General features: G+C 44.3%; 15 protein-coding genes and 1 pseudogene. 9 read left to right on the top strand and 7 right to left on the bottom strand.

Going from position 1 to position 18,224, the window contains the following annotated elements:
* Positions 1 to 2: 2 nt before the first annotated feature.
* Both FM037_RS11380 and FM037_RS11385 read right to left on the bottom strand, forming a co-directional pair.
* Positions 3 to 1,355 (bottom strand): ATP-binding protein, encoded by a 1,353-nt coding sequence (locus FM037_RS11380; protein WP_144046094.1) that lies wholly within the window; start codon positions 1,353 to 1,355, stop codon positions 3 to 5.
* Positions 1,346 to 2,020 (bottom strand): response regulator, encoded by a 675-nt coding sequence (locus FM037_RS11385; protein WP_144046095.1) that lies wholly within the window; start codon positions 2,018 to 2,020, stop codon positions 1,346 to 1,348. The genes FM037_RS11380 and FM037_RS11385 overlap by 10 nt, the downstream gene beginning before the upstream one ends.
* Positions 2,021 to 2,248: 228 nt before the next feature.
* On the opposite strand from FM037_RS11385, the gene FM037_RS11390 reads away from it, so the two are divergent.
* The 3 genes and pseudogenes from FM037_RS11390 to FM037_RS11400 all read left to right on the top strand — a co-directional run bounded on the left by FM037_RS11390 (position 2,249) and on the right by FM037_RS11400 (position 5,380).
* Positions 2,249 to 3,103: a putative selenate ABC transporter substrate-binding protein gene (locus FM037_RS11390; RefSeq protein WP_144046096.1), complete on the top strand. Its 855-nt coding sequence runs from the start codon at positions 2,249 to 2,251 to the stop codon at positions 3,101 to 3,103.
* Positions 3,104 to 3,115: 12 nt separating this feature from the next.
* Positions 3,116 to 3,805, top strand: a complete 690-nt coding sequence (locus tag FM037_RS11395; protein WP_144046097.1) for an ATP-binding cassette domain-containing protein — start codon at positions 3,116 to 3,118, stop codon at positions 3,803 to 3,805.
* Positions 3,798 to 5,380 (top strand): annotated as a pseudogene (locus tag FM037_RS11400) (PhnE/PtxC family ABC transporter permease). Before FM037_RS11395 ends, FM037_RS11400 begins: the two are co-directional and overlap by 8 nt.
* Before the next feature lie 86 nt (positions 5,381 to 5,466).
* Here FM037_RS11400 and FM037_RS11405 read toward each other — a convergent pair.
* Both FM037_RS11405 and FM037_RS11410 read right to left on the bottom strand, forming a co-directional pair.
* A complete protein-coding gene (locus FM037_RS11405) occupies positions 5,467 to 5,811 on the bottom strand; it encodes a hypothetical protein (RefSeq protein WP_144046098.1) in 345 nt (114 codons plus the stop codon).
* A gap of 104 nt (positions 5,812 to 5,915) precedes the next feature.
* Positions 5,916 to 6,656 (bottom strand): hypothetical protein, encoded by a 741-nt coding sequence (locus tag FM037_RS11410; protein WP_144046099.1) that lies wholly within the window; start codon positions 6,654 to 6,656, stop codon positions 5,916 to 5,918.
* A gap of 364 nt (positions 6,657 to 7,020) precedes the next feature.
* On the opposite strand from FM037_RS11410, the gene FM037_RS11415 reads away from it, so the two are divergent.
* From FM037_RS11415 to FM037_RS11430, 4 genes are all read left to right on the top strand, one after another.
* The gene (locus FM037_RS11415; protein WP_144046100.1) at positions 7,021 to 8,628 is read left to right on the top strand and encodes an ATP-binding protein; all 1,608 of its coding nucleotides are present in this window, start codon (positions 7,021 to 7,023) and stop codon (positions 8,626 to 8,628) included.
* Positions 8,625 to 9,977, top strand: a complete 1,353-nt coding sequence (locus tag FM037_RS11420) for a sigma-54-dependent transcriptional regulator (protein WP_144046101.1) — start codon at positions 8,625 to 8,627, stop codon at positions 9,975 to 9,977. Before FM037_RS11415 ends, FM037_RS11420 begins: the two co-directional genes overlap by 4 nt.
* 976 nt (positions 9,978 to 10,953) lie before the next feature.
* Positions 10,954 to 12,216, top strand: coding sequence for a magnesium transporter (locus FM037_RS11425; protein WP_144046102.1), 1,263 nt, complete (start codon positions 10,954 to 10,956; stop codon positions 12,214 to 12,216).
* A gap of 165 nt (positions 12,217 to 12,381) precedes the next feature.
* A complete protein-coding gene (locus FM037_RS11430) occupies positions 12,382 to 13,191 on the top strand; it encodes a hypothetical protein (RefSeq protein WP_144046103.1) in 810 nt (269 codons plus the stop codon).
* Positions 13,192 to 13,343: 152 nt separating this feature from the next.
* Here FM037_RS11430 and FM037_RS11435 read toward each other — a convergent pair whose 3' ends face one another.
* Together FM037_RS11435 and FM037_RS11440 are read right to left on the bottom strand one after the other, a co-directional pair.
* On the bottom strand, positions 13,344 to 13,985 hold the full coding sequence (locus tag FM037_RS11435) for a LysE family translocator (protein ID WP_144046104.1): 642 nt from the start codon (positions 13,983 to 13,985) through the stop codon (positions 13,344 to 13,346).
* Positions 13,986 to 14,080: 95 nt separating this feature from the next.
* Positions 14,081 to 14,932 carry an AraC family transcriptional regulator gene (locus FM037_RS11440; protein ID WP_144046105.1) on the bottom strand — a complete coding sequence of 284 codons (852 nt, stop codon included), beginning with the start codon at positions 14,930 to 14,932 and terminating at the stop codon, positions 14,081 to 14,083.
* A gap of 268 nt (positions 14,933 to 15,200) precedes the next feature.
* Here FM037_RS11440 and nadE point away from each other — a divergent pair, with 268 nt between their 5' ends.
* Positions 15,201 to 16,031 carry an ammonia-dependent NAD(+) synthetase gene (gene nadE / locus FM037_RS11445; RefSeq protein WP_144046106.1) on the top strand — a complete coding sequence of 277 codons (831 nt, stop codon included), beginning with the start codon at positions 15,201 to 15,203 and terminating at the stop codon, positions 16,029 to 16,031.
* A gap of 88 nt (positions 16,032 to 16,119) precedes the next feature.
* Here nadE and FM037_RS11450 read toward each other — a convergent pair whose 3' ends face one another.
* Complete coding sequence (locus FM037_RS11450) at positions 16,120 to 16,593, bottom strand: DUF6942 family protein (protein ID WP_227993392.1); 474 nt, start codon at positions 16,591 to 16,593, stop codon at positions 16,120 to 16,122.
* A gap of 153 nt (positions 16,594 to 16,746) precedes the next feature.
* Between FM037_RS11450 and FM037_RS11455 the strand changes: the two genes are divergently transcribed.
* Complete coding sequence (locus tag FM037_RS11455) at positions 16,747 to 18,213, top strand: alpha/beta hydrolase (RefSeq protein ID WP_144046108.1); 1,467 nt, start codon at positions 16,747 to 16,749, stop codon at positions 18,211 to 18,213.
* The last annotated feature ends 11 nt before the right edge of the window (positions 18,214 to 18,224 follow it).

Consider the following 18,224-nt stretch of genomic DNA (forward strand, 5'->3'; position numbering starts at 1 on the left):
GCTTAAATTGGAATCGTTATTCTAAACTTAGCGCCTTCAAGCTCTGAGGTTTCTATGCTCAAGTTACCATTGTAGCTGATGACTATTTCATTACACACGGCGAGTCCTATCCCTTGTCCGGCTTTTTGTGTGTCGGCTCTGACACCACGCTCGATGATTCTTTGGCGCAGACTCTCTTCGACGCCAGGTCCATCATCTTCGACAATCAGTTCAAACTCTCCGGCATCGCTATAACGGGCAGTGACTCTCACCTGACTGATACACAATTTGAATGCATTCTCCATCAAGTTACCGCAAAGCTCCATCAAGTCGCCTTTATCTCCAGGAAAGACATGTTCCTGGGGAATATAGGCGATGAATTGAACCTGCTTGTCACGATAGACCTTAAAAAGCATCTGAGAAAGCTGATTGACCAGGGGGGCGACTAAGGTTTGTTCATGCTTGAGTCCTTTACGACCTAGCATGGCACGCTTGAGTTGGTATTTAACCAGCAAGTCCATCTGGCTTACCTGCTCCATGATACGCTCGCTTGCCCCTTGTTTATCTAATGACGCATCATCTGTGATAGCGTGGACGGCTGCAAGGCGTGTCTTCAGGCTATGAGCAAGATCATTCATCGCATTCTGATATCTCTGCTGTTGGGCACTCGATTGAGATAGCAGCTGATTGAGCGCTTGGGTAACTCCTTCGAGCTCAATGGGGTAATCTTGTGATAGCGCCTTAGTCTTACCACTGCTGACACTCTCTAACTCGTTTCTCATTCGAGTTAAAGGTCGCATTCCCCAGTAACCGGCACTGACTAACAGAACCAGAGCCAGTGCCAATACCATGGCTAGCCTGAAATAAGTGCGTCGACTGAATTTGTCTAATTCCTGCTCGAGCTTTTGGGCATCTTTCATCACCAACAGGTTATATTGACTGCCAGACATTTCTAATGACAGTAAATAGATGAAGTAGCCCTTATCGTCTGCAAGATTGAGGTAATAAGGAGGGGAGTCGTGTCGAATGTCGTTGAAGCGTTCGCAGGTATCAAAAAGCCCTTTATCGACAGCCTGAGATGAGGTCCAAATTTGTCTATAATCTGCATCACAGCTGGCTATGGTATAGCTTTCTGGTGTATTGTTTTCCTCGAGCCAGTCGTCACTGCTAGCGGGGAGTAGATCGTGCTCCCTCAGCTCTGCGGCAACTTTAGGGATCTCTGCGATGAGCTGAGCCGTCTCTTCGTTGTAGTTGTCTTGTGCATGAAGAATGTTGACCAGCCAGGCTAAGCCGAATCCTACTAAGGCAATAATTGACAGTGAGGTAAGAAACATCCGTGTTAGCAGACGTTTCTTAAATTTAAACCTTAACTGCATGGCAGATTAAACTTGTAACCTTGGCCGCGGATCGTGGCAATAGGATTCTCCAGCCCCTCTTTGGTGAGTTTCTTCCTGAGTCTGGACACCATGACTTCTATGGTGTTTGGATCTCCCTCTTTATCGCCATAGATCACATCTAACAGACGTTGCTTTGCGACGACTTCATGACAATGACGCATCAAATACTCGAGTATGAGATATTCGAAGGCGGTGATCTCCATGGGGACACCTTTCATCGAGAGCTGCTTAGCGGCGAGATCCAGTTCCAGATCACCACTGGTGATCTGGGGCTTAACAAATCCTGCACTGCGTCTGACTAAGGCGTCTAAACGCGCGACTAATTCCTCTTTTTGGAATGGTTTAACCAGATAGTCATCGGCACCGGCATTGAGACCCTCAACCTTATCTTGCCAATTGACCCTGGCGGTTAAGATAAGGATTGGTGCCTTTAGCCCTGCATCGCGTAGACTTTCAATTAAGCTCATGCCATCCTGATCCGGTAAACCTAAGTCGATGATGGCAACATCTATGGGATAATTAGTTGCTTGATAAAATCCCTCTTTGGCGGTCAATGCGACTTGAACCTGATTCCCAAGTTCACTCAGTTGCACCTGTAAATGGTGAGACAAGATAGGATCGTCTTCAACAACCAAAATTCTCATAATTTTATGCCTTTATAATTTTTTACAACAGTCTACTCAGATAAAGACATATTGCCAATATCTGTATTTGCCAATATTTTACTTGAGCGTAACTTAATACCAGCTGACTTGATTTGTAAATAAATGGCTGCAAATAGTGATCGAGTCTTATTTTTGCAATAAATCACTTTGTTTCTGGGGCTATTATCGTTAAAATCCTGCACAATTTTTACTGACAGGAAACATCTCATGAGGCTAATAAACATAGTCGCTCTACTACTCTTAAGCACGCTTTCTTCCGGTGCATTTGCGACTGTATTTACTTTCACCGCCATTCCCGATGAAGATGAGAGTCAGCTTCGTACACGTTTCGATAAGGTGGCTGAATATCTTCAGAGCCAATTAGGCGTCGAGGTTAGATATATTCCGGTCAAATCTTACTCCGCAGCGGTAACCGCATTCAGGAATAATCAAGTTCAGCTGGCTTGGTTCGGTGGTTTATCTGGTGTGCAGGCTCGTCGTCTGGTTCCTGGCTCCGAAGCGATAGCTCAGGGCTATGAAGATCAGTTTTTTAAGAGTTATTTTATTGCGCATCATTCGGCTGATATTCTGCCATCTGAGAGTTTTCCTAATTTAAACGGTTACACTTTTACCTATGGTTCAAAAGGCTCAACATCGGGTCGGCTTATGCCACAATTTTTTATCGAGCGAAACCTAGGTAAGAAGGCTGAAAATGTGTTCACCCGCATTGGTTTCTCCGGAGACCATAGCCGCACCATAGCCCAAGTTCAAGCTGGGGCGTATCAGGTTGGCGCGGTTAACTACAAAGTGTGGGAGAGGGCGTTGGCTAAAGGCATCGTGGATCTGGATAAGGTTGATGTGATCTGGCAGAGCCCGGCGTACCCAGATTATCAGTGGACAGTCAGGGAAGGAGTGAATGAGACATTTGGTGCCGACTTTAAGACTAAGCTGACAAAAGCCCTGCTCGACATGAAAGATCCTGAACTTCTCGCGAGCTTTCCAAGAAAGTCTTTCGTAGAAGCTGAAAATTCAGATTATCAACCTATTGAAAATATAGCTAAAACTATAGGGCTTATCGACTAGTATTTATTCGCTATGATAACATTTGAAAACTTGACCCTTAAATATGCTGATAAGCTGGCTATCGATAGTCTCTCTCTGACGATAGAGGCCGGAGAGAAGGTGGCGATAATTGGTACCTCAGGTGCGGGTAAGTCGACGCTGTTGGCTCACCTCTATCTGTTGCTAAAAGATAATGCCGCTTATTGCTCACAAAAACAGGGGCTGGTTGATAGCTTAAGCACTTATCATAATGTTTATATGGGGGCATTAACCAAGCATCACTGGATTTATAACCTAGCTAATTTGATCACTCCATTCAAAAAGCCGTTAAGTGAAGTCAATGAGCTATGTCGGGAGCTCGAACTCGATTTTCATGTCAGTAAGAAGCTCTCAACACTTTCAGGGGGTCAACGACAACGCGTTGCATTGGCCAGAGCCTTATATCAAGAGCAATCTATCTTTATTGGTGATGAACCCTTTTCGGCGTTAGACCCTATTATGGCTAAACGTCTATTGGATCTCGTGTTTGCCCGCCATGAAACCGTGATCATGGTGTTGCATGATAAGTCATCTGCGTTAACGCATTTCGATCGTGTTATCGGCTTGAGCCAGGGTCAACTAAAGCTGGATATTCCTCACGGCGAAATAACCTCGAATCATATCGATGAACTTTATTCTGGCTCGGTCTCCAGACCTATGTCAGATACATTAAACCATGCCTAAACTTCAGCCCGAGTCCATGGCTGTGGATGTGAGCAAGCATTACCCCTTTTTTAGTTATTGGCAGAAAGTCACCTTGCTGTTATGGCTTATTGCTGCCGTGTGTTTTGCCCTGTCCGATACTGAGGTCATCTCTCTCGACCCTTGGAGTGAGCTACTGAGAATGGCTGAGGGATTTATGACCCCAGATTTTTTTGCCACTGAGTATCTACTGGAATCTTTGTGGCAAACGGTCTCTTTTGCGCTACTCGGTGTGGTCGGTGGCTTGCTCTTCGGGGTTCCCTTATCTTTTCTGTATTCCAATCGCTTGGTGGCGGCCTTCTGTGCGGTCACACGTTCAATTCATGAAATATTTTGGGCGCTGCTGTTTTTGCAGGTGTTCGGCCTGTCGCCCATAACGGGAATATTGGCGATAGCCTTACCCTATGGGGCTACTTTTGCCAGGGTATTTAACGATATCTTGATACAAGCCCCCAAACAACAACTCAAACCTTGCCGGCTAATACCGATAGAATTAGTCGATACTTTTATGGTCGAATCAGTCACGTATTGCCCTCAATTTTAGCTTATGTGCGTTACCGGTTCGAATGCGCCCTGAGAAGCAGTGCGGTGCTGGGTTTTATCGGTATGCCGACGATAGGCTTTTATCTGGAGACGGCGTTTAGGCAGGGCAATTATCATGAAGGCGCGGCCCTGTTAATCTTGTTTATTGCCTTGATTGGTACCATTAGGTATTGGTGCCGACCTAAGCTCATTTTGTTTTATATCTTGGCAGGCTTATATACTCTGCCTACTATCCCCAGTGTCGATGGCATGCTGTTATGGCGTTTCATCACAGTAGACATCTTACCTCCCGTCTTACAGCACGTTGAGCATTGGCATCAAATTGACTTAAATCTTGTCAATCAGCTGCTGAGCTGGGTGCAGAAGTTATTTTTCTCTCAAGCCTTGCCGGGGTTAGCGATTACCTTATTGCTGGCATTATCCGCGCTGGCTATGGCCCACATTATTGCCTTGTTTAGCTCTGCCTTTTCATCCAGGAAGCTAGCTGGGCCAGTGCTCTCTAGCGGCGTTAAATTTGGCTTGCTAGTGTTACGATCTGTTCCTGAATATATTTTCGCCTTTATTTTTATGATGCTATTGGGTCCATCTATGCTACCGGCAATGCTGGCGCTGGCGCTTCACAATGGTGCTCTGATTGCCTATCTAACCGTGAGGCAGTCGGATACCTTAGAGGTCTCGGCAGATTATAATGGCAGGCTCGATGGATATTGTTATGAGGTGTTGCCTCAGATATACCCCAATATTATGGGGCTGGTGTTTTATCGTTTCGAAGTTATCTTACGTGAGACAGCCATTTTGGGCATGTTAGGTGTTGCGACTTTAGGTTTTTATATCGACAGCGGCTTTGCTGAGATCCGCTATAGCTCAGCACTATTCCTGTTGGTGTGTACCGCCATGCTCAACATAGTGGTCGATATGATAAGCCGGCGTTTATTAACAGCTAACATGAGTCAGCAGATGACCTGCAGTGGTAATCATCAGGCCAGTACTCAAAAAGTAGGTAGCGTATTCTAAATACTGATCTTTAAAGACGATGGGTCATCACCGGGCTAGTTCTAAAACGTTAGGTAGCGCACTCTGATTAATGATCATTAAAGGCGTTAGAATAAGGTTCTGGCCTTCAAACGTTTAGCTATTATGCCATTGCAACACGCGGCCGCTATCAAGGTGAAAGTCGCTACTGCAGATATAATCATGCCTAATCGAAGCCAAGGTTGCTCAAGCACCAAACGCATCTGTACTAATTCGTACCCGCTCACTCCCCATACCAGTAAGGTACTAATCAGCAGGGTAGCTTGTAACAGGCGAGTCGCTAATTTATGTTTGATGAAAAGTAGTAGGGGAGCCAATGCGAATAGTGAGCAGGCAAGAATGTAGCCATAACGCATGAAGTGAGCGCCGATCAATAAAAAAGCCAGAGAGATGATAAGAATACGCCACCACATGTTGAAGCTCCGAGGATCAAGAATTTGATACTCAGAGACTACTCTATTTGTGGATGATCATACCTTGGCGGTGTTCACATTTTTACTCGAAGATGCTATTTGATTCAGTCTAATGCATCTCTTATGGCCTGCTTCTGCGCTTCAGTAAGCCCGCTTTGCTTAATTGACTCAATTAAGTGGCGGGTAATATCAGATTTATCATCACTATGAAAGATAAATACATGTTGACCATCATCATTACGTTCATGAATCTCTATTTCGATATCACTGAAGTGTGAGACGATTTCAGATACATCATCGGCAAGCTCATCCATAACGATGTCGAACTCTTCTCCATGTTGCTCGAAATAGGCTTCGAGTTCCATGGCTTTAGCTTCCATCTTGTGGGCATGGGATTCCATCTGCGCCATATGCACTTCAAATTCTCTCGCCTTAGCTCCCATCTCATGTCCTTTGGCTTCCATTAAACGGCCCATTTTTTCAATTTTCAACATTGTTTCAGGGTCGAGTTCATTTTTAACTAGGAGGTCAAAACTTAAGCGCTGCTTGCTTGCAATTCTGCTCAGTAAATGAGCGACCTTTGTCGCAGAGGCTGGAGGCAGGCTACTTAGCTTATCTTCAATCCCCTGTGGGTCTTTTAGCTCATCTTGAGTGAAGGTAAATTCCTGCTTATCTCCGCCTACTCTGACTTCTACCTGCGTAAGCTCATTCTCATCACTCTCGATCTTGGTGAAGGTCGTTTTATCTTCAAACTCAAGCTGATGTAGCTGAGTTGGCGCAGCAGCGACATTCAATGTTAGTAGGCCACTGCAGGCTAATGCGATCACGATATTATTAAGTTTCATATTCAGTCCTTGTTCTACCCACAGGGTAATGATTTATTGATGTTTGTGGCTGATTTGGTGACTTTCCTTATTCAGCGACACCGACCTCGATTATTGAGTGTCTTGCTTAGGTAAAGCCAAGTTCGTGCCAATAATTTAATTTCAATTAAAAACAATTAGATGAATGATATTCGCTTGGTGGGAATAGAAAATGAGCGGGGTAAAACGTGAAGGCTACCCGATATGAGTATGTGACTTCCTTATATGGGGAGTTATGTTGTGATTATGATAACGTTTGTTTGCAAACGACTGTTAGCACTTGTATTTTAAGCTTGGTACTCTTCTTGTATAGCTAATGAATAAGTATAAATATGATGGAGCGAGTATGTCGATAAAGCGTTATGTGTTTCTCCTTTTTGGAACCTTGATTATATTGCTTGGGGTCAGCCAACTCTTGATCTCTCAGTACTACAAGGGGGAACTACAGAGTGAGTTGAGCCAAAGTTCTCGGACGCTCTCGAAAAATTTAGTTAAGTTGCTGATAGATAATGTCGGCAGTGAGCAGGAATTCGTTGTCGAGTTTTCGGATGAAGAGTTACAGGAAACTATCCAGGATATCGAAGAGGCAAGAAGTGATTTTAAATTTGATATCGAAGAGATAAGCCGAGAAATAGGGCAGTTGACGGAAGAGGTTATCTTAATCGAGACTAAGAATAATCATGATTTTTCGCGGCAAGAGCGCAGAGATATTCAAGCGGCGATGCAGGCGAAGCAGCGTGAATTAAAGGCGCACTTAAGAGAGATGGCAGTGCATGAGCGTGAATTAGAGAAAATGCAAAGAGCCAATATTGTCGAGGCTCGTCGTGAAGCGGCTATTTCATATCGTGAGAGGCTACACCAGGCCGTGAGCCAAATTCAGATCGATACCAATACTTGGCTAGAAGATGGCAATGTTGCCATTATCGAGGCACCGACAGTAAACCGCGATGGTGAGTTTGCCTTCAATTTTATCCATGATTTATCGATTCCGAGTCAAAATACCAATAATCAATTAGAGCGCTTCAGCGAGTCTATGTTAGCCCTGATATTGCTAACCTCAATAGCAGCGTTAATATTGGCTTATATGCTGAGTCATTATATCAGCTCGCCATTGACTAAGCTGGCAAAGGGACATGAGAAATTAGGCGATGGGGAGCTAGGTTTTCAAGTTGAAGAGAAAGGTGTGAAAGAGCTGAAAGCTATCTTGACTGGCTTTAATAAGATGAGTCGAAAACTTGCTCAATTGAGCGAAAAAGAGCAGTTGATGACTCAACAGCAGCAGTTAGCCGAATTAGGCGAGGTCACACGAGGCATAGCTCATAGTCTACGCAATCCATTGCACACGGTAGGCTTATTATCTGAAGGCGCAATGCAGGCCCAAAGTAAGGAAGAGGGAGCCGAGCTATTACAAAAAATACAGCAGAAGATCGCCATGATGGATAAGAGTATTCAATCTCTGTTGACCCTGTCGAGTAATGAAGTCAACCGTAGCCACAGCGTGCCGATCAAGGCTATCGTTCAGGATATCTTGCTCGAGCTGTCTATTAATGGCTCTAAGCCTAAGATCACATTCGACTCTACAGGCGGTTTAGCTGCAATTAATGGCGCCGAATCGGAAATAAGAAGCATATTGCATGCGGTATTAATCAATGCCGTAGAGGCCACTCCCGATGATGGCCGCGTTGAGGTATCAATAAACAGTCGCAGTGAGAGTTATCAGGTGATTGTAAAAGATAGCGGTAAGGGCATATTACCTGAGGTCAGAGATCGCTTGTGCCAGCCCCATGTGACCACTAAAACAGAGGGGACAGGCATGGGGATTTATATCGCCGAACGATTGATTAAGGGGCATTATGGCGGTGATATACAATTTGAAGACAACCCCACAGGCGGTACACTGGTGACATTGACATTTTCTAAATCGGCTAATGAAGGTACAGAGGCAGCACAATGAAAGTTGAGACTTTAAAAATATTAGTTGTCGAAGATGAGCCCGATCAACGTAGCCTTATTTCGCAGATGCTTGAAGCGAATAATTATCAGATCACCAGTGCCGACAGTGTCGAAGCCGCCATAGTGTCATTGAAGCAGCATGTGCCTGATCTGGTCTTTTCAGATTGGAAGTTAGGCCAGCTGAGTGGCATGGATCTATTAACCTATGTTAGGCGTGAGCATCCTGACATGGGATTTATCATAGCGACGGCATACGGCACTATCACACATGCCGTCGATGCTATGCAGGCTGGGGCGGATGATTATCTGGCCAAGCCTTACCAGCGTCAGTCGCTATTATTGGCTATCGAGAAAGTGGCCAAGTCCCTGGTGTTAAAAAAGCAAAATAGGCGGCTTACATCTGAGTTATCCCAGCAACAGGAGCTGGTGGGTATCGTGGGTAAAGCGGCCTGCATGCAGAAGGTTTATTCCCGGGTTCAGCGAGTGAGTGCGACCGATGCCACTGTATTGATAGGTGGAGAGAGCGGTACGGGTAAGGAGCTTGCTGCCCGGGCCCTGTACCAATTATCCCAAAGGAAACATAAACCTTTTATTGCGATCAATTGTGGCTCTATTCCCGAGTCATTGGCTGAGTCTGAATTATTTGGCGCCGAGAAAGGGGCATATACCGGCGCTACGGCATTAAAAATTGGTAAGTTAGAAGCGGCCAATGGCGGTACGATTTTTCTCGATGAGATAGGTGAGTTACCTTTGTTACAGCAAACTAACTTACTCAGGTTTCTCCAAGAGGGGATCATCAGTCGTTTGGGACAAAATGGTGAAATCAAGCTCGATGTGAGGGTGATTGCTGCCACTCACAGGGATCTTAAATTGGAGGTTGCAGAGGGACGATTCAGAGAAGATCTTTATTATCGACTCAATGTTGTGCCAATTCATATGCCGCCGCTAAGAGAGCGTCAGGAAGATATTGGCAGATTAGTCGAGCACTTTTTGCAGTTGCACAGCGGTCAATATAAGATGGAACAAGCTAAATTATCGGCAAATACTTTAAAGCAGCTACTGGATTACGCGTGGCCAGGGAACGTCAGAGAACTGTCGAATCGTATAGAGCGCTTCGTGTTACTGGGAGATGAAGCGGAGATGCTCGATGAGTTATCGAGTCAACCAAAGCCATTAAATACCAGTCAGTTCTCTTTGCCTGAGGATGGTATAGAGTGGGAAGTGTTCGAGAAAGACTGTTTAGAACAGGCTATGAATAAGCATCAAGGCAACCGTACTAAGGCGGCTAAATTTTTAGGGTTAAGCTATAAGGCCTTCTTGTATCGATTAGAAAAGTATCAACTGGTGTAAGCTATTTAAACTTTACTTCGGGGGGAGCTAGTGATTAGTGTCAAAACAGGTGCTAGTCACTTAAGTTATTGATAAGGAATTAACCAGAGTGCTTTATGTGTATTTAGGCTGTGCATCATTAAGTAAGTGTACTCTGGCTGTTTAATTGGAAAGGTAAATAAATTATCAATGTCTGTTTTTTGTTTTAAGGTTTAATTAATAATTACAGTTTTAATCGAATCTTTAAAATTAGTTTATTTGGTTGCTCGTGCGGTTTAATTGGTGTTTGGATGCCATTTATAAATAGTTATGACATGAATATGAATAACGTCTTAATTTATTGCCTCTTACTTGATTTACCCTTGACATGATTTCATATCATATTATAATTCAGCTCAAATTTACTAGATGAGGCCGCTATATGGATACCGACAGTTTAAAGGGAACTCGCATTGGCGCTTGGAGAATTCAATTCTGGTAAAATAACCACCTTAGGTTTCATTCAGAACTATCCCTTCTTTTTTGTTGCTTGCTTTCCCCTCCTTAGCCTCAAACCCCACAGCTAGTTGATGACTCGTGTTCATAGCGATATACGCTGCATGCTATAGCTCTGCTGTGAACTCTAGGCTTGTGCTCAAGTCAACGCGCGATATAGCCAAACTTGTCGCGTTCTTAGTGATTTAGTCATGCTTTAAATATACAACATTCACGTACGGATAAATTTATAAATATCCCCCTGTATGATGTTTATTATCTCACTACTTTCATATTTATTTAGTTTTTAGGAGTTAAAATGGAAATCGACATCCCTCCGAGTAGAGAAAACGGCGTGATTGGGTATTTATGGTTAAATTAACGTTAAATTAATAAATCTGTATATGTCATAAACTCCCTCCTCGCTGTCACTCCTATTCTATTTTCAATGTAGCTCGATACAAGTTGAGCTATCAGTAAACTCAATGCGAGTTTTAAATCCTATTCTATGGGAGGGCGACATATGCCCAATTTTTCTGCTGAAATTAAAAGTGATCTTAACATTAACTCAATTCTTAATTTAAATTTCGATTTTTGGAATGATGATGTCAGTCATAAACTGATTATTTTTATGCAAGAACAAGCTAGTGGTGTTATTCAAACTTGGCTTGAAAATAAATCTCTGCTGCAGTGTTTCTATATTCATCAACTCTTACCTGAGGCAGAGAGTAAGACCTTCTTTCGTTTGATGCCAGCTTGGCTTGTGAGCGACATGGAGAAAATTGAGACTGAGATTCATCCGGTGATTTCTGCGGTTTCAACGGCTCCCCATCTTTTTTTTACTCATGATATGTGTGTGGGTGATGCCATCACCAAAATACATGAGACGAAAGAAACCTTTAATAACCACCTGGCTTTCATTGTCGATGATCAAGGCTGTTATTGCGCTGTGCTGCAGATACATCAATTGCTTAAGCATAGTGAGGCAAGATTACTAGTCGACATTGCTGAGTCTGTTGGCTCATGTCACGTCAGCACAGATAGAGAAAAAGCCGTTGCCATGCTGCAACATAGTGATTTGGATTATTTACCCATTGTCGACCTCAGCGGCAAACCTGTAGCTACACTGAGTGCTAAAAAAGCGATGGAGGTGATGCAGCTGGAACAAACTCAAGATGTAGAGATGTTGATGGGCATACAGGCAGACGATAATGGTACGCCATATATGAAAACATCAGTTTTAGAGCATGTCAGAAAGCGTATCTTCTGGATTGTGGGCTTAGCTGGCGTGGGTATCTTGTCAGGTATGGTGATTCAAAGTTATGAAGATGCGATCACCGCTCTGACCATATTGGCGCTTTATATGCCGATGGTGGCGGACACGGGTGGTAATGCGGGCAGTCAGGCATCTACCGTCATTGTGAGGTCTATGGCTTTGGGAGAACTCAAGCTCAAGAATTGGTGTGAGGTCTTATGGAAAGAGCTTAGGATTTCACTCTTTATTGGTCTAGGTTTGGCGTGCATTTCATTTATTAAGGTGTACTTCTTGTCCCACGGTGTTTCATTACCCAATGGCCTGACCTTGTCTATGCTTGGCAGTGCAATAGCCTTAGCCCTGTTCTTTCAAGTGGTTACGGCGACAGTCATAGGAGCGGCTTTACCTTTGTTAGCAAAAGTGTCCGGTCAGGACCCTGCCGTTGTTGCTAGCCCGGCCATCACCACTATCGTGGATGTCACTGGGCTCTTGATTTATTTCTATGTCACCTCATTGATCTTGCTGAGTTAACTGGGTCTTAAAGATTCGTTAATATCAAGCTGACAGGCATTTTTTACTCAATTAATAACGCAACTAATTACCCAATATTAGTCATCCATGTCTAGAGGGGTGAGTCCTCTCTAGATGCTATTTTTGAATTTATATTTTTATCCTAATTTAATGGGAGGACTTTCTATGCCCTATCAATATGTAAAACGAGCAGAGTCTATTAAGGCCAAATCCGCATTGTTATCTAAGGTGCTGATCATTTTGGTATGTTTATCTAGATCTGGAGGCCTACAGGCGTCAACTGAAATCCTAAATAACACAGGAGAAGAAAAAGAAAGCTTATTGGTGGGGGAAAATCATCTCAGTGTTCAAGTTGAATTTGGCGGCGAGACACAATATATCACCGAGGGACGCGATCAGCTCGATGATGGTGGGATCATTTGGGGCGAAATGGTCATGGAGTATGCAAGTATTCACCTCTACTCTAGCTTAGGACAAGCTAGCCGGCAAAACTACAGGGAATGGCAGTTGGGGATATCCTATGATGTATTCGAAACAGAAACCTTCGATGGGATAATCGGCCTGCAGTTCGTCGAAATATATGGAGACGAGCGGGAAAGTGACGCTGAGTTTGCCAGCGCTGTGGCCTACAGGGGGATTGGCTGGGTCACAGTATCGATTGATCACACTTACTCGCTGCAATCTAATGGCCATTTTATCGAGTTGAGCCTGCATGGTAAGAGTGTCGAATTGGCGGGTAAAGGACTCGTGACACCCTATGTGAGCCAGGCGTTTGATTTTCAGTTTGCCAATGAAGAATATAATGGGGCCAATCATGTGCAGTTTGGCATCGAAGCGCGATATCCACTGAGTCAAAAGTTGAGCCTATCGGGGCATATGAGCCATGTCATTCCCCAAGGGGGAATTAAACGTGATGTTAGCTTCGAGGCCAAACAGCAGACCTTCGCAGGAGTGAGTATCAGCCTGCAGTTTTAGTCTTATTCTCATTTTTTTCGGGGTTTTAGTGTTTAATTATTCACCTCTCTGTCGCTGCCTGACATCCTGAGTATGCGGCAGATAGCGGTGATTCGAGTGCTGGCGAATCCTACTCTGGTGCTAACTAAGCTGTGTTGAATCAAGAAGACAGCTTAAACGGCGCCAGAGACTATGATGATAGCGACAGATATAAACAGTATGCCAGTGACTAGATTTATGATTGGGCTAGCTCTCTTTACTTTCAGTTGAATAAGGGGTTTGGATAAGACTAAGGCTATAAATATAAACCAGATTAACGATAAGATAAGCATGATGAACACGGCGCTCACCTTAGTGATAACGTTGATATCAGGTGTGATCATGGCAGAAAACAGCGTGATAAAGAACACCATAGCTTTTGGATTTAATAGGTTAGTGTACAGTCCCTGGAAAAAACCTTGTTTGATCGATAATCCAAGATGACTCGCATTATCCAGATCCTGTGAACTCGCTTTGTCGCGCCACTGGGAGAGAGTGCCTCGAATAGCACCTATACCCATCCAGCCAAGATAACTCGCTCCTATTAATTGCACGGCGACAAAGAGCAGGTCTGAGCTCTTGATGAGTAAACTCACACCGGTGACACTGAGTAAGCTGTGCAACAAGATGGCCACGGATATTCCCACCGCTGAGGCGATAGCCGTCGCCCGACTTTCTTGGCTGGCCATCTTTACCACTAAGGCGAAGTCTGGTCCCGGGCTCGCCAAAGCGACAGAGTGAATAATGGCAAGAGAGATAAGCAGTTGCAGTTCCATATTGAGATCCGATTTTATAACTTGTCCCAATAATGGGGGATTAAGCACGAGAGGTATTGTAAATTATTGCAGGCGTGTAGAGAACTGGGCGTGATTCAGATAACGCGCTTCTGGAAATGAGAGGGCGTAACCAGAAAGGCTTGCTTAAAGGCTTTGTTGAGATGGCTTTGGTCGAAAAAACCGACTTGCAGGGCGATGTCTATCACAGCTTCACCTTTTGCCAGGGCTTTCTTGGCGTATTCCAATCGTATGCGTTTCAAATAGGCGTGTGGTGTCATGCCTGTGGCGGCTTTAAATTGACGCAAAAACTGAAATTTACTCAAGCCCATCGAAGCGGCTAAACCTTCGAGCTGAAATGCATAGTGCATCTCGTCATGAAATTGAGATTTGATGTCGATAATCTGCTGATATGACAGTGCATGCTGTTTATGACTAGCAGTCTTCACTGAGCCATAGCGTTGGAAAATCTCCGTGGTGAAAGCCATCAAGCTGGTTTCTATCTGCAACTGGGTTTGTTTAGCATGGGGACTGGTGAGATTTTTATGCAGATGTAAAAAGGCCAGGTGGAGATCCGGATCCCAGGAGAGAGGAGATGCAAAAAACTGTTCTTTGATATTAAGCTCAGCGGTGATTTGGTTGACATAAGTGATGGGAATGGACATAACATTGGCTTGGTAACCCTGGGCCTCAACACTTTGGCCATTATGAGCCTCATCGGGGTTTAGGGTCGAGATGCATCCCTTGCCTAGATGGTAACTTTCGCCCTTGTGCTGATATTTTTGACCGCCCTTGGTCACAACCCCTATGTGGTAATCGAGATGAACATGTTGATCAAACTCAAACTGCTGGAAGCTGGCGGTACTTAGCTCCATCTCTGGCACTATGGGATTACGCCAATATTCAATTTTTTCTTCAGTCACTTCTCTTCGCCACTCTTTTTTAGCCATTGTTCATCAAGTATTCGTTCATCAAGCATAAGTTCATTGAATATGAGTACATCAAGCCATCGCTATTCAGCTAGATATCCAGATCACTTGCTGTGGTCATGGGTCGCTTCTCGCTGCCTTTATACTATATTAGCCGTGGGTTAATCATCTAGGCTAGTAAAAAATTGCATGAACAAAATATGTTGCAATATAACACTGTATTAATCAGTATTTTGGCCCATAATATCAAACTCATCTGCTATACATTTATTCGATTGGAGCTCAGATTGTGAAGGGACAGATTTTACGTGAAATGAAGGTTCAAGCTGCAATAGAGCCAGAATATGAAGTACAAAGGCGCGTTGCTTTCATCAAATTGAAACTCAAAGAATCTCACTGTCAGAGCTTAGTGCTTGGGATCAGTGGTGGGGTCGACTCATCACTCGCAGGTCGTTTATGTCAGCTTGCTGTCGATGAGTTAAACCATGAAGCAGCAAAGAGTGTTTATCAGTTTATTGCCGTGCGTCTTCCTTACAATGTTCAGCAAGATGAAGATGAGGCTCAATTAGCCTGTCAATTCATCTTTCCTTCCAAACAAGTCACCGTCAACATACATGAAGGCGTTGTCGGCGTTCACACTAATACGTTAGCTGGCCTTACGGCGGCAGGGATAGAGCTTAGTGATGAGAGCAAGGTCGATTTTGTTAAAGGCAATGTAAAGGCGAGAATGCGTATGATCGCACAGTATGAAATTGCCGGTTTAACAGGTGGACTGGTGGTCGGTACCGATCATAGCGCCGAGAATATCACCGGCTTTTATACTAAGTGGGGCGATGGAGCTTGCGATTTAGCGCCGTTATTTGGCTTGAATAAGCGTCAGGTACGTAAGCTCGCTGGCTTCTTAGGGGCGCCTGAAATATTAGTCAGTAAAGTGCCAACGGCAGATCTTGAAGATGATAAGCCCCAACTCGAGGATGAAGTTGCACTGGGATTGACCTACGATCAGATAGATGATTTCCTTGAAGGCAAGTCAGTGGATAGGATCGTGGACGATAGACTCGTTGGGATCTATAAGGCAACGCAGCATAAGCGCAAGTCTATTCCGACTATCTATGACTAAATGAAATAGTCTGCAGGCTCAATGTAATGATAAAGGCGCGAACGCGCCTTTTTTATTGGCATTTTCTAAATTCATCCAGTTAGCTATTTTATTCGTGCAGATAAGGTTTTAACTGTTCAATCAGGCTATTGGGGAATTGGCGATAGTCCAGATAAGGCGAGATGAAAACCCCCAAGCCATCTGCATGGAGTCTGTTTTGTTCATCCAGGCTGTTAAATAATGTGTTAGCGCTATTGATGCTTAATTTAGCAGCCGATACGGCGCCGACTATGATATGTCGCTCTGCGGTTGATAACAGGTTTGATGCACCTATCAATATTTGCTCGTCACGTTTGAGTAACTGAGTATCCCGATAGTTTTTCCAATCGGCATCAGGGGCTGACAACTTGGCCATTATGGTTAATATCTTGCGCCAATGATTGCCATTAAGTGCGATGAGTATCGCCAAGGCGTCTTCTTGGCGATAACTCCAGTCTTGGGGCAAAGTAGGGGCGTTTGGAAGGTAATAGCAAGTCTTAGCTTCGGCATTGCCGATATGCATAGTCGACACGGGTTTGGACATTATCTGCTCAGCCATGTTTTCGGGAGTGAGTATTGGTGGATTTTACCTAGTTAATGCGTGTAAGTTAACCTAATTAAATGAAATTTCAATTAAGACAGTAACTTTTATCGCTACTGGTGCTAGTTACTTGCGTCTAGGTATGTTGGAACAGATATGAGAACGATCGTTATAGGCTCCACCAAACACCTGCTCATGGCGATTTTTTATGCTTCGCTGGGGATTTTTGTTGCCTTGCTGGTGGCCGGGGTCTGGTTTCTTAACGCGAGACCCGATCTTGATATTTGGCATACACTAGAATTAAAGTCCGAATTTAAACGTACCAAAAACGTAGAGACCTTCTCTGACTATCTCGCGCTAGAAAAGGCGCTTTTCGAAGAGGTCGAACAGAAGATTTACGATCAGACTCAGGCACCGCATCCGTCGATCTTGAATCGTTATGTGCGTGGCAGTTTGGCGGATCCACAAAAGTGGCGTCATGACTGGAACCGCAGTTATGAGTGGCCAAAAGAAGATGCAGATTTCGGTGTCTTGCTGCTTCATGGTATGTCAGATTCCCCTTACGCATTATCTCATGTAGCCATGCATTTTAAGGACAAGGCGTATGTCTTAGGTTTAAGGTTACCCGGTCATGGCACCATTCCCTCTGGTCTGGTTAACATTCAATGGCAAGACATGGCCGCGGCAGTGACGTTAGCCACCGAGCACCTTAAACGGGTGCTCAATGGCAAGCCTCTATATGTGATAGGCTTTTCAACTGGGGCAGCTCTGGCATTAAATCATGAGTTAGAGCTAGTGGCCCAGAATAAGGCTGGCGAATATTCTGGAATGGTATTTCTATCTCCGGCGATAGGCTTGCCTCCTGTGGCTGCTGGCGCACAGTGGCAAGCAAAATTAGGTGCCTTATTGGGATTGGAAAAGCTGAGCTGGAACAGTATTCAGACAGAATATGATCCTTTTAAATACAACTCTTTTGCGGTAAACGCCGGCGATGTTGTCTATCAACTTGCTGAGCGTAATCAGCTACTGTTAGAGCAAACGTCGGCTCAGCAGCTTAAGTCTCTGTCATCTGTGCTGGCGTTTCAATCGCTGACTGATGATACCGTGTCGACACAGGCGGTGTTCTCTGGTTTATATCAAAAGCTGCCTCAGGATAATCATCAACTGGTTATCTTCGATATCAATCGTACAGAGATCAATATGGGGCTCATTCCGGAAGATCCTATATTGCATTTTGACGGCATATTTAATACCAAACACCTTAAATATGACCTGACCTTAGTCCATAATAATGCCAAGACACTAGACCTGCCCAGGGATGTGGTGGCTGAGACTCATTTTACCCAAGGCGAACCTGAAACCGAAATCCTGAATTTGAGCTGGCCAAGAAATGTTTATTCTCTGTCTCATGTTGCCTTGCCATTTCCCATTGAAGATACCTTGTATGGTCCGGAAGGAGTGCATTATGTGAAACGGATACAGATAGGTGCAACATCTACTCGAGGGGAGCGCGGTGTGCTCGGGGTGTCGGCCGATGAGATATTAAGGCAGAAATGGAATCCATTTTTCCCTTACCTTATCTCCAGAACAGACCAATTTATTGAAGGGTTAAAGGCGCTGTGACGTTAAACCGA

Source organism: Shewanella psychropiezotolerans, assembly GCF_007197555.1.
In the GTDB taxonomy this organism is placed as follows: Bacteria; Pseudomonadota; Gammaproteobacteria; order Enterobacterales; family Shewanellaceae; genus Shewanella; species Shewanella psychropiezotolerans.

What these genes read in the sequence shown, in the direction of transcription:
- FM037_RS11380 (WP_144046094.1), bottom strand. Translation starts at nt 1,355, where the DNA reads ATGCAGTTAAGGTTTAAATTTAAGAAACGTCTGCTAACACGGATGTTT.
- FM037_RS11385 (WP_144046095.1), bottom strand. Translation starts at nt 2,020, where the DNA reads ATGAGAATTTTGGTTGTTGAAGACGATCCTATCTTGTCTCACCATTTA.
- FM037_RS11390 (WP_144046096.1), top strand. Translation starts at nt 2,249, where the DNA reads ATGAGGCTAATAAACATAGTCGCTCTACTACTCTTAAGCACGCTTTCT.
- FM037_RS11395 (WP_144046097.1), top strand. Translation starts at nt 3,116, where the DNA reads ATGATAACATTTGAAAACTTGACCCTTAAATATGCTGATAAGCTGGCT.
- FM037_RS11405 (WP_144046098.1), bottom strand. Translation starts at nt 5,811, where the DNA reads ATGTGGTGGCGTATTCTTATCATCTCTCTGGCTTTTTTATTGATCGGC.
- FM037_RS11410 (WP_144046099.1), bottom strand. Translation starts at nt 6,656, where the DNA reads ATGAAACTTAATAATATCGTGATCGCATTAGCCTGCAGTGGCCTACTA.
- FM037_RS11415 (WP_144046100.1), top strand. Translation starts at nt 7,021, where the DNA reads ATGTCGATAAAGCGTTATGTGTTTCTCCTTTTTGGAACCTTGATTATA.
- FM037_RS11420 (WP_144046101.1), top strand. Translation starts at nt 8,625, where the DNA reads ATGAAAGTTGAGACTTTAAAAATATTAGTTGTCGAAGATGAGCCCGAT.
- FM037_RS11425 (WP_144046102.1), top strand. Translation starts at nt 10,954, where the DNA reads ATGCCCAATTTTTCTGCTGAAATTAAAAGTGATCTTAACATTAACTCA.
- FM037_RS11430 (WP_144046103.1), top strand. Translation starts at nt 12,382, where the DNA reads ATGCCCTATCAATATGTAAAACGAGCAGAGTCTATTAAGGCCAAATCC.
- FM037_RS11435 (WP_144046104.1), bottom strand. Translation starts at nt 13,985, where the DNA reads ATGGAACTGCAACTGCTTATCTCTCTTGCCATTATTCACTCTGTCGCT.
- FM037_RS11440 (WP_144046105.1), bottom strand. Translation starts at nt 14,932, where the DNA reads ATGGCTAAAAAAGAGTGGCGAAGAGAAGTGACTGAAGAAAAAATTGAA.
- FM037_RS11450 (WP_227993392.1), bottom strand. Translation starts at nt 16,593, where the DNA reads ATGTCCAAACCCGTGTCGACTATGCATATCGGCAATGCCGAAGCTAAG.
- FM037_RS11455 (WP_144046108.1), top strand. Translation starts at nt 16,747, where the DNA reads ATGAGAACGATCGTTATAGGCTCCACCAAACACCTGCTCATGGCGATT.